This is a genomic window from Amaricoccus sp. (assembly GCF_036846665.1).
In the GTDB taxonomy this organism is placed as follows: domain Bacteria; phylum Pseudomonadota; class Alphaproteobacteria; order Rhodobacterales; family Rhodobacteraceae; genus Amaricoccus.
In genome coordinates, this window is the sequence record NZ_DAIUBO010000130.1 from 1 (window position 1) to 10553 (window position 10553).

Annotated in this window: 11 protein-coding genes; 1 reads left to right on the forward strand and 10 read right to left on the reverse strand. The window is 70.2% G+C overall.

Annotation, left to right across the window (positions count from 1 at the left end; translation table 11 throughout):
- Positions 1–224: DUF1194 domain-containing protein (locus V7050_RS13040; RefSeq protein ID WP_324410636.1), on the reverse strand; the 224-nt coding region annotated here is incomplete at its 3' end.
- A gap of 108 nt (positions 225–332) precedes the next feature.
- Here V7050_RS13040 and V7050_RS13045 point away from each other — a divergent pair.
- Positions 333–794: a DMT family transporter gene (locus V7050_RS13045; protein WP_324410638.1), complete on the forward strand. Its 462-nt coding sequence runs from the start codon at positions 333–335 to the stop codon at positions 792–794.
- 73 nt (positions 795–867) lie between these two features.
- On the opposite strand, the gene dxs is transcribed toward V7050_RS13045, so the two are convergent.
- From dxs to V7050_RS13090, 9 genes are all read right to left on the reverse strand, one after another.
- The gene (gene dxs / locus V7050_RS13050) at positions 868–2790 is read right to left on the reverse strand and encodes a 1-deoxy-D-xylulose-5-phosphate synthase (protein ID WP_324365183.1); all 1923 of its coding nucleotides are present in this window, start codon (positions 2788–2790) and stop codon (positions 868–870) included.
- Between the two features lie 19 nt (positions 2791–2809).
- Positions 2810–3697 (reverse strand): polyprenyl synthetase family protein, encoded by an 888-nt coding sequence (locus tag V7050_RS13055; RefSeq protein ID WP_324365184.1) that lies wholly within the window; start codon positions 3695–3697, stop codon positions 2810–2812.
- Positions 3698–3701: 4 nt separating this feature from the next.
- Entirely contained in the window at positions 3702–3950 is a 249-nt protein-coding gene (locus tag V7050_RS13060) for an exodeoxyribonuclease VII small subunit (RefSeq protein WP_324365185.1), read from the reverse strand.
- Positions 3943–4881 (reverse strand): histone deacetylase family protein, encoded by a 939-nt coding sequence (locus V7050_RS13065; RefSeq protein ID WP_324410640.1) that lies wholly within the window; start codon positions 4879–4881, stop codon positions 3943–3945. Before V7050_RS13065 ends, V7050_RS13060 begins: the two co-directional genes overlap by 8 nt.
- A gap of 64 nt (positions 4882–4945) precedes the next feature.
- The gene (locus tag V7050_RS13070; RefSeq protein WP_324365187.1) at positions 4946–5509 is read right to left on the reverse strand and encodes a DUF2585 domain-containing protein; all 564 of its coding nucleotides are present in this window, start codon (positions 5507–5509) and stop codon (positions 4946–4948) included.
- Between the two features lie 124 nt (positions 5510–5633).
- Positions 5634–6905 carry an ABC transporter permease gene (locus tag V7050_RS13075; RefSeq protein ID WP_324365192.1) on the reverse strand — a complete coding sequence of 424 codons (1272 nt, stop codon included), beginning with the start codon at positions 6903–6905 and terminating at the stop codon, positions 5634–5636.
- 13 nt (positions 6906–6918) lie between these two features.
- On the reverse strand, positions 6919–8058 hold the full coding sequence (locus V7050_RS13080; protein ID WP_324365188.1) for an ABC transporter permease: 1140 nt from the start codon (positions 8056–8058) through the stop codon (positions 6919–6921).
- Positions 8055–9566 (reverse strand): ABC transporter ATP-binding protein, encoded by a 1512-nt coding sequence (locus V7050_RS13085; protein ID WP_324365189.1) that lies wholly within the window; start codon positions 9564–9566, stop codon positions 8055–8057. Before V7050_RS13085 ends, V7050_RS13080 begins: the two co-directional genes overlap by 4 nt.
- A gap of 60 nt (positions 9567–9626) precedes the next feature.
- Positions 9627–10553, reverse strand: a 927-nt coding sequence (locus V7050_RS13090) for a BMP family lipoprotein (protein ID WP_324410643.1), incomplete at its 5' end; no start/stop codon positions are given.

Genomic DNA, 10553 nt, shown 5'->3' on the forward strand with positions numbered 1-10553 from the left:
CATTCGACGTAGGTCACCGCCACCCGGCCGAGCGCGCCGCCGTTGCGGATCGCCCAGAGCACCTCCGGGTCGAGCAGCGCCGCGGCATAGCCCTCGCGCTGCAGGCGGATCTCGGCGTCGTCGATGGAGCCGGTCGCATCCGCCAGCAGCACCAGCTCCAGATCGACCTCTTCCGCCGCAGCCGGCGCCGCGAGCAGCATCGCCAGCAGCATCCCTCTCAGCATCGCCGCCTCCCCGCCATTGCCGACCAGATAGATCCCCACGCCGCTGCGTCCACGCCGAATGCCCCTCCCCCTCGCCCCCGCGAGCGCCTAGGCTCCCTTGGGAGCCCGATGCCCGGAATCGCCATGTACATCTGGATCTACCTCGCGGCCGCGGTCGCCCTCGGCATCGTCGTCGCGATGCAACCGTTGATCAACGCGGTGCTGGCGCGCGCCACCGGCTCGCCGATCACCGCCGCCACGATCTCGATCCTCGTGGCCTTCCTCGGCAGCCTCGTGCTCTTCGGGCTCGGGGATCGCGGCGACACCAGCCGGGCGGCCCTCGCCTCGGTGCCCTGGTGGGTCTACCTCGCCGGGCTGATCGGCACCGCCTTCGTCGCCGGCGGCGTGGTCATCGCACCGGCGACCGGGGCGCTGCTGTTCTTCCTCTGCGTCGTCGGCGGCCAGCTGCTCGGCGCCGCCCTCGCCGACCATTTCGGCGCCTTCGGCCTCGAGCACCGCCCGCTCTCGCTCCTCCGCCTCGCCGGCCTCGCCCTCGTGCTCGCTGGCGTCATCCTCGTGCGCCGGGGCTGACGGCCTGCTCCCTTGCGCGTGCATGGAGGGTGCATGGAGCGTGCACGGGTTGTGTACGCACCGTGCAGCCGCTTCAGGCCCGCCGTGCGCCGACCTGCGCCAGGCCCATCAGATCGAGGACCCGCGCCTCGATCTGCGCCGCATTCATCGCCGCGACCTCGTACATGCGTGCCGGGCTGTCCTGCTGGATGAAGCTGTCGGGCAGCACCATCGAGCGGAACTTCAGCCCCCGGTCGAAGACGCCGGCCTCGGCGAGAAGCTGCGCCACATGGCTGCCGAAGCCGCCCACCGAACCCTCCTCGATGGTGATCAGCGCCTCGTGCCCGGCCACCAGGCCGAGGATCAGATCCCGGTCGAGCGGCTTGGCGAAGCGCGCATCCGCCACCGTGGGCCGGATGCCCCGCGCGCCGAGGCTCTCCGCGGCCTTGAGGCATTCCCCCAGCCGCGCGCCGAAGGACAGGATCGCGGCGCCCCGCCCCTCCTGCAGGATCCGGCCGCGGCCAATCTCGAGCGGTACGCCGCGCTCGGGCATCTCGACGCCCATGCCCTCGCCCCGCGGATAGCGGAAGGCGCTCGGGCGGTCGTCGAGCGCCGCCGCGGTCGCGACCATATGCACGAGCTCCGCCTCGTCGGCCGCGGCCATGACCACGAAATTCGGCAGGCAGGCAAGGAAGGCGATGTCGAAGGCCCCGGCATGGGTCGGCCCGTCCGCCCCCACCAGCCCGGCCCGGTCGATGGCGAAGCGCACCGGCAGCGACTGGATCGCCACGTCATGCACCACCTGGTCGTAGCCGCGCTGCAGGAAGGTGGAATAGATCGTGCAGAAGGGCTTCAGCCCCCCCGCCGCCATCCCGGCGCAGAAGGTCACCGCATGCTGCTCGGCGATGCCCACGTCGAAGCATCGCTCGGGGAAGCGCCTGGCGAAGAGATCGAGCCCCGTCCCGTCCGGCATCGCCGCCGTCACCGCGACGATGCGCTTGTCCTCCTCGGCCTCGCGGATGAGGGCATTCGCGAAGACCTTCGTGTAAGTCGGCGCGTTTGAAGGGGATTTCTTCTGCGCGCCCGTCACCACGTCGAAGGTCGCGACGCCATGGTAGCGGTCGGAGGATTCCTCCGCCGGGGCATAGCCCTTGCCCTTGCGGGTCAGCGCATGGATCAGCACCGGCCCGTCGGCGCGGGCCTTGACGGTGCGCAGGATCGACAGGAGCTGCTCCATGTCGTGCCCGTCGATCGGCCCCACATAGGAGAAGCCCAGCTCCTCGAAGAGCGTGCCGCCGACGGTCGCGGCCTTCACCAGCTCGCGCGCCCGCTTCGCGCCGTCCTGGAACGGCTGCGGCAGGAGCCGCACCGCCCCCTTCGCCGCCGCCTTGAAATCCTGGAAGGGTGCCCCGGCATAGAGTCGCGAGAGATAGCTCGACATCGCGCCCACCGGCGGCGCGATCGACATCTCGTTGTCGTTGAGGATCACGATCAGCCGCCGGTCCATGTGCCCGGCATTGTTCATCGCCTCATAGGCCATGCCGGCCGAGATCGCGCCGTCGCCGATCACCGCCACCACGTCGCCGACGCCTTCGCAGCCGAGATCCCGCGCCACGGCGAAGCCGAGCCCGGCCGAGATCGAGGTCGAGGAATGCGCCGCGCCGAAGGGATCGTAGGGACTCTCCGCGCGCCGCGTGAAGCCCGAGAGCCCGCCGCCGGCGCGCAGAGTGCGGATCCGGTCGCGTCGCCCGGTCAGGATCTTGTGCGGATAGCACTGATGGCCCACGTCCCAGATCAGCTTGTCCTTGGGCGCGTTGAAGACTGCGTGGATCGCCACGGTCAGCTCGACCACCCCGAGCCCGGCGCCGAGATGCCCGCCGGTCTCGGAGACCGCCGAGATCGTCTCCGCGCGCAGCTCGTCGGCGAGCTGGCGCAGCTCGGCATTGGTCAATCCCTTGAGATCGGCCGGCACGTCGACCCGGTCCAGAAGGGGCGTCTTGGGTCGCGTGTCGCTCATGCTTCGCTCCTCCGCCGGATCAGCTTTCGCGCGCCACGGCGAATTCGGCGGCCAGGCGCAGGTTCTCCGCCGCCGATCCGTAGGGGGCGAGCACGTCGCAGGCCCGCGCGGCCAGCTCGCGGGCCTTCTGCGCCGCGCCCCCCGGCCCGAGCAGGGTCACGAAGGTCGCCTTGCCCGCCGCCTCGTCCTTGCGCAGCCGCTTGCCGGCGGCCTCCGGATCGCCCTCGAGATCGAGGATGTCGTCGCGGATCTGGAACGCCAGCCCCAGATCCGCCGCATAGGCGCGCAGGGGGGCGCTGTCGGATTTCCCCAGGATCGCGCCCGATTCCGCCGCCCAGCCGATCAGCGCGCCGGTCTTCAGCCCCTGGAGCGCGGTGATCTCCTCGAGCGTGAGCGGCGCGGCGGCCGCCTCGGCGGCCACGTCGAGCGCCTGGCCCCCGACCATCCCCGCCGGGCCGGCGGCCTCCGCCAGCCGCGCCACCAGCCGCACCTGGAGCCGCGGCTCGATCCCGCCCTGGGGTGCGGCGAGGATCTCGAAGGCGAGCGCCTGCAGCGCATCCCCGACCAGCACCGCCGTCGCCTCGTCCCATTTCACATGCACGGTCGGCTTGCCGCGCCGGAGCGCGTCGTCGTCCATGCAGGGCAGGTCGTCATGCACGAGGCTGTAGGCATGCACGCATTCCACCGCCGCCGCGGTGCGCAGCGCCTGGGCGGCGGGAACGTGAAAGAGCGCGGCCGATTCCATCGCCAAGAAGGCGCGCATCCGCTTGCCGCCGGAAAGCGCCGCATGGCGCATCGCCTCGGCCAGCGGCGCGCCCGCCTTCGGCAGGAAGCCGTCCAGCGCCGCCTCGACCCGGGTCGCGGCCTGGCTCAGGACCGCATGGAATTTCAGCGTCCGGGGATCCATCGCCTCAGGGTATGTCGACCGGGCGCGCGCCCGTGGTTCCGTCCGGGCCCCGGGTGATCTCGGCCACCCGCGCCTCGGCGGCCTTCAGCTTCTCGTCGCAATGGCTGCGCAGCTCCGCACCCCGCTCGTAGAGCGCAATCGATTCTTCCAGCGGCACCTCGCCGGATTCGAGCCGCCCGACCACCTTCTCGAGCTCGGCCAGCGCCGCTTCGAAACTCATCCCCGCGACCGGTGCCGCGTCCTTCTCAGCCATGCCCCCGCTCCATCAGCACCCGCACATGCGCCGCGACCGACGCGGCGAGCGCCCCAAGATCATATCCGCCCTCGAGAGTCGAGACGACGCGTCCTGCGGCATGGCGGTCGGCGAGCGCGCAGATCTCCGCCCTCCCCCAGGCGAAATCCGCCTCGCGCAGGTTGAGATTGGCGAGCGGATCCCGGTGGTGCGCGTCGAAACCCGCCGAGATCACCACCAGTTCCGGCGCATGGGCCTCGAGTGCCGGCAGGACCTTCGCCCCGAAGGCCGCGCGGAACTCCGCCCCGCCGGCGCCCGGCGGCAGCGGCACGTTGACGATCTGGCCATGGGCGCCGCGCTCGCTGGCCGCCCCGGTCCCGGGATAGAGCGGCATCTGCTGGGTGGAGGCGAAGAGGATGCGCGCGTCGTTCCAGACCAGATCCTGCGTGCCGTTGCCGTGATGCACGTCGAAATCGACGATCGCCACCCGCGCGAGCCCATGCGCCTCGAGCGCGTGCCGCGCCCCGATCACCGCATTGCCGAGGAGGCAGAAGCCCATCGGCGTCTCGGTCTCGGCATGATGACCAGGCGGGCGCACCGCGCAGAAGGCGTTGCGGACCTCGCCAGCCATGACCATGTCGACGCCCTGGACCACCGCGCCCGCCGCGCGCCGCGCCGCCGCCAGCGAGCCGGGACAGAGGAAGGTGTCGGCATCGAGCGCCGCGAAGCTCCGCTCCGGCAGCCGTTCGGCGAGGGAGGCGAGATAGCCCGCCGGATGCGCGCGCAGGATCTGCGTGTCTTCCGCGAGCGGCGCCTCCACCCTCACCAGATAGGCGAATTCCTCGCCTTCCAGCGCCGCGGCGATCGCCTGCAGCCGTTCCACCCTTTCGGGATGGCCCGGCGGATTGACATGGCCGAGGCAGTCGGGATGGGTGATGAGCGCGGTGGTCATGGGGGCGGAGTCTAGGGGCTGATCGCCGGGCATTCAAAGCCTATTCCACCTGTCGCATCGGCGATCACCCGCCCGCCTGCCAGAGCCGGATGGCTTCCGAGGGCCAGAGCAGCATCAGCACGTTGAGCGCCAGCCCGTCGCGGATGAGAATCGTCGTGGCGAGCTCGAAGCCGATCACGATCGCCACCGAGAGCCAGACCGGCAGCCGCGACGCCAGCCAGAACCCCAGCATCATGAAGAGCACGTCGGAGGTCGAGTTCAGCACGCTGTCGCCGTAGTAGTCCAGCGACACGGTCACGGCGCGGTAGCGGTCGATCACCATGTCGGTGTTCTCGACGATCTCCCAGGCGAGCTCCACCAGGGTCGCGATCAGGAGCCGCCAGCGGAAGGCCAGCCCCGGCACGAGGATGGCGAGCGCCCAGTAGAAGAGGAAGCCGTGGATGACATGCGATGGCGTGTACCAGTCGCTCAGCTGCTGGGAATTCTCCGGCCCCGTCACCACGCCGTTCCAGAGACGGATCGTGCCGCAGGGACAGATCGGGGACCGGCCCATGGCGAGCAGCACCAGTGCGCCAGCCAGGACCAGGCCCGAGGTCAGGAGCACGGCAAGGCGGGTCGATGATCGCATGTGCAGGGGTCCCGGAGGCGCGGCGCGCGGCCTGCGGGATCATTCACCGGCGCGCCCGCGCAGTCCACCGCAAAGCCGCCCCGGCCTGCGGCGGGACGACCGGCATCGGCCCCCCCCGCCGGGCCTATTCCTTGATATAGGGCTGGCCGTCGGCTGCCGGCGGGCGGGCGCGGCCGATGAGCCCGGCCACCAGGACGATGGTGGCGATATAGGGCGCCATGGCGAGGAATTCCGACGGGATCGGCGTCTGCAGGAGCGCGAGCTTCTGCTGCAGCGAATCCGCGAAGCCGAAGACCAGCGCCGCGGCCAGCGCGCCCACCGGATGCCAGCGCCCGAAGATCATCGCCGCCAGCCCGATGTAGCCGCGCCCCCCGGTCATGTTCTCGTCGAAGCGCCCGACCGAGCCGAGCGTGAACCAGGCGCCGCCGAAGCCCGCGACCATGCCCGCGATCGTGACGTTGATGTATCGCGTGCGATAGACGTTGATCCCCAGGGTGTCGGCCGCCCGCGGATGCTCGCCCACCGCCCGGGCGCGCAGCCCGTAGCGGGTGTGGAAGAGGTAATAGGTCGCCACCGCCACCATGACCATGGCGCCGTAGACGAAGAGGTTCTGGTTGAAGAGCACCGGCCCGATCACCGGCAGGTCGCCGAGGAGCGGGATCTTGACCGGCGCGAAGACCGGCGCGTTGTTGAGGAAACGGTACTCCTGATAGACTTGGCTGCTGACATAGGAGGTCACGCCCAGCACGAAGAGGTTGATGACCACGCCGGCGATGATCTGGTCGACGCGATAGGTCACCACCAGCGCGGCGAGGATGAAGCCGAAGACGCCGCCCATCGCCACCGCCGCGGCGAGCCCGCCCCAGCCCCCGAGGAGCGAGCCGATCAGCGCGCCGGTGAAGGCCCCGGCGAGCAGCATGCCCTCGATGGCGATGTTGACCACCGCGACCCGCTCGGAGAGCACGCCCGCCAGCCCGCCGAGCGCGATCGGCACCGCCCGAACAACGGTCGCCTGCAGCATTCCGGTCAGCGAGAAGGCCTTGCCGGCGGTGGCCCAGACGAGAAAAGCCGTCACCGCGATGAAGAGCCCGAGCCCGAGCGAGAGGCTGGTCCAGCGCATGCCGCCGCGCATGAACTGCCGCGCCCCGAGAAAGGCCAGCAGCGCCGCGGCGAAGTAGTTGTAGGGCGCGGCGGCGACGACCAGATCGGGCAGCGCCAGCGGATCGTTGGGCCGAGAGAGCCGGAACACGGCCATTCCCGCGCTGTCGCGCGCGAAGACCAGCGCCACCAGCACCGCCAGCCCCATCAGCACCCAGCCCGCGACGCGCGCCTGGCGCTGCCTCGCGGTATCGAGCTTGCGGGCCGGACGGGCGGGGATGTCGGGAGTATCGGGCATCGCGGTCACCGTCTCACTCCTTCGGCGTCTTTGCGGCGCGGCGGAAACCCCAGGGGAAGATCGCACGCACCAGGAGCGGCGCGGCGATGAAGGCGATGATCAGCGCCTGGATGATGCCGATGAGATCGATGCTGACCCCGGCGCTCACCTGCATCTGCCGCCCCCCGGCCTCCAGCGCCCCGAAGAGCAGCCCCGCGGCCAGCACGCCCCAGGGATGCGACCGCCCGAGCAGCGCCACCGCGATGGCGTCGAAGCCGATGCCAGAGGAAAAGCCCGGCGTCGCCCTGCCGAGCACGCCCAGCACCTGATTGGCGCCCGCAAGGCCGGCGAGCGCGCCTGCGCAGGCCATCACGATCACGATCAGCAGCCCCGCCCGCATGCCCGCGTAGCGCGCCGCGTCCGGACCGGCGCCGCTTGCGCGGAACTCGAAGCCGAGCTTGGTCCGGAAGAGCACCCAATGCACCAGGAGCACGGCCGCCAGTGTCAACACGATGCCCAAGTGCAGCCGCAGGTTCGGATCGAGCCAGGTGAAGATGCGCGGCAGCTCGGCGCTCGTCAGCACCGAGCGCGAGATCGGGTCGGCGCGGCCCTCCCGCTGGATCCAGGGCAGGCGCAGCATGTAGTCGACCAGCCGGAAGGCGATCAGGTTGAGCATGATGGTCAGGATCACCTCATGCGCCCCGGTCGCGGCCCTCAGCCAGCCGGCGATGCCGGCATAGAGCCCGCCGGCGACGGCGCCGGCCAGGAGCGCCAGCGGCAGGTGGATCGCCATGGGCAGGCCGGGAAAGGAGAATCCGGTGATCACCGCCGCCATGCCGCCCACCAGCAGCTGCCCCTCGGCGCCGATGTTGAAGAGCCCGGCGCGGAAGCCCAGCGCGATCCCGAGGCCCGCGAGCGTCAGCGGCGCGGCGGCGGTCAGCGTCTCGGAAAGCGCGTTGAGCGAGCCCACCGAGCCCTGCACGAGCGCGAGATAGGACTTGCCGATGGTCGGCAGGTCGACGTTCGTGGCGAGCATGGTCAGCGCGCCGAGGATCAGCGCCACGACCACCGCGAAGATCGGCACGATCACCAGATCCTCGAACTCCGAACGGTCGGGCGCGGCGCGACGCAGGAGCGATTCCGCAAGCCCCGCTTCGGTCTCCCGCTCGCTCATGCCGTCGCTCCCGCCATGGCCAGGCCGATGGCCTTCCTGCTGATGCCCGGATCGTTGCCGTCGAACTCCGCCACGATCCGGCCGCGGAACATCACCACGATCCGGTCCGAGAGCGCGAGGATCTCGTCGAGCTCCGAGGAGACGATCAGCACCCCGTCGCCCTCGTCGCGCGCCTCGGCGATGCGCCGATGGATGTATTCGATCGAGCCGACGTCGATCCCGCGCGTGGGCTGCGCGGCGATCAGGAGCTGGGTGTCGCGCGACATCTCGCGGGCGATGATGACCTTCTGCTGGTTGCCGCCCGAGAGGGTCCCGACCGCGTTGAAGACCGAATCCGTGCGCACGTCGAAATCGATCGAGGCACGCGCCGCGGCGCGATTGACCGCATCCCAGCGGATCACCGGCCCGGCGGAGAAGCGCTCGTCGTAATAGGTGTCGAGTACCATGTTCTCGGCGATGGTGAAGGCGGGGATCAGCCCGGTGCGCTGGCGATCCTCGGGGATATGGGCGATGCCGAGCCGGTGGCGTTCGCGGGTGCTGGCGCGGGTGATGTCGCCGCCGGCGAAGCGCAGGGTTCCGCCCGCGATCCGCGCCAGCCCGGTCAGCGCCTCCACGAGCGCCGTCTGGCCGTTGCCCTGGACGCCGGCGATCCCGACGATCTCGCCCCGGTGCACCTGCAGGTCCAGCCTGTCGACGGCGAGCGAATCGTCGTCGCGCAGCACGGTCAGATCGTCGACCTCGAGCAGGACCTCCCCCGGCGCGAAGGGCGCCTTGGCGACGGTGAAACTGACGGGCCGGCCCACCATCATCTCGGCGAGATCGGCCTCGCTGAGCGCCTTGGGGTCGCCCTCGCCGACGATCTCGCCCGCGCGCAGCACGCTGATGCGATCGGCGATCTCGAGGATCTCGTTGAGCTTGTGGGTGATGAAGACGATCGCCTTGCCGTCGTCGCGCAGCGACCGCACGATCTTGAAGAAATCCTCCACCTCCTGCGGCGTCAGCACCGCGGTCGGCTCGTCGAAGATCACGAGTTCCGCCGAGCGGAACAGCACCTTGATGATCTCCACGCGCTGCTGCAGCCCGACCGGCAGATCCCCGACCAGGGCGTCCGGGTCGACCTCGAGCCCGTAGGTCTCGTTGATCGAGCGGACCTGGGCGCGCGCGGTGACCAAATCGAGCCGGTCGAGCCTTCCTGTCGGCTCGACGCCGAGCACGACGTTCTCGGCCACGCTGAAGACCGGGATCAGCATGAAATGCTGGTGCACCATGCCGATCCCCGCGGCGATGGCGTCACCCGGCCCGGCGAAGCGCACCGGCTTTCCGTCGATCAGGATCTCGCCCTCGCTCGGGGAATAGAGCCCGCAGAGCACGGTCATCAGCGTCGACTTGCCCGCGCCGTTCTCGCCCAGGAGCCCGAGCACCTCGCCCGCCCGGATGGTGAGGTTCACGTTCCGGTTGGCGGTGATGGGTCCGAAGCGCTTGGTGATGCCGCGGAGCTCGACGTCCAAGATCGGGACCTCCTGAAGCGGACGGGATCCGCCGCCCCGCGCGGGGGCGGCGGGGCGGGCTCAGCCGTCGACCGCGATCGAGCCGTCGATGATGCCGGCCCGGATCGCCTCGACCTGCTCCTTCAGCTCGGCGGGCACCAGATCCTCCATGTCGTGGAAGGGCGCGAGATCGACGCCGCCGTTCTCAAGCGTGCCCACGAGCACCCCGCCCTCGAAATCGCCGGCCTGGGCGAGCGCGATCACCTCGCGCACAGTGGCATCCATGCGCTTGGTGATCGAGGTCAGATAGACGTGCTTCTTCTCCGGGTCGGTCAGGTAGAGATCGGCATCGACCCCGACGATCTTGAGCGCGTCGATGCCCAGCTCGTCCGCCAGCGCCGCCGAGCCAAGCCCGACCGGCCCCGCCACCGGCAGCACGATGTCCGCGCCCTCGTCGTAGAGATTCTGCGCGAAGGCCCTCCCGTCGTCGAGCGAATCGAAATTGTTGGTGAAGAGCCCCTCGCCCGTGTCGGGATTCCAGCCGAGCACGGTGACCTCGGTGCCGTTCTGGGCGTTGTAGTACATCGCGCCGCGGTAGAAGCCGTCCATGAAGATCGTCACCGGCGGGATGTTGATGCCGCCGAAGGTGCCGAGCGTCCCAGTCTGGGTCATGCCGGCGGCGAGATAGCCCGCGAGGAACGCAGCCTCGTCGGTGGCATAGACCTGGCCGAGCACGTTCGGGATCGTCGGATCATAGGCGAAATCGACGATGGAGAACATCTGGTCCGGATTGGCCTCGGCCGCCTTCTTGGTGGCGTCGCCGAGCAGGAAGCCCACGGTGATAATGATGTCGCACTCGCCAAGCAGCGAGTTGATGTTCGCCTCGTAATCGGTCTCGGCCGTGGATTCGAGATAGCGCCCGGTCACGCCGAGCTCCGATACCGCGTCCTCCACGCCCTTCCAGGCGGTCTGGTTGAAGCTGTTGTCGTCGATGCCGCCGGTGTCGGT

Bases quoted from the DNA above. Each gene is read 5' to 3' on its own strand.
- V7050_RS13045 (WP_324410638.1), top strand. From the start codon at position 333: ATGCCCGGAATCGCCATGTACATCTGGATCTACCTCGCGGCCGCGGTC.
- dxs (WP_324365183.1), bottom strand. From the start codon at position 2,790: ATGAGCGACACGCGACCCAAGACGCCCCTTCTGGACCGGGTCGACGTG.
- V7050_RS13055 (WP_324365184.1), bottom strand. From the start codon at position 3,697: ATGGATCCCCGGACGCTGAAATTCCATGCGGTCCTGAGCCAGGCCGCG.
- V7050_RS13060 (WP_324365185.1), bottom strand. From the start codon at position 3,950: ATGGCTGAGAAGGACGCGGCACCGGTCGCGGGGATGAGTTTCGAAGCG.
- V7050_RS13065 (WP_324410640.1), bottom strand. From the start codon at position 4,881: ATGACCACCGCGCTCATCACCCATCCCGACTGCCTCGGCCATGTCAAT.
- V7050_RS13070 (WP_324365187.1), bottom strand. From the start codon at position 5,509: ATGCGATCATCGACCCGCCTTGCCGTGCTCCTGACCTCGGGCCTGGTC.
- V7050_RS13075 (WP_324365192.1), bottom strand. From the start codon at position 6,905: ATGCCCGATACTCCCGACATCCCCGCCCGTCCGGCCCGCAAGCTCGAT.
- V7050_RS13080 (WP_324365188.1), bottom strand. From the start codon at position 8,058: ATGAGCGAGCGGGAGACCGAAGCGGGGCTTGCGGAATCGCTCCTGCGT.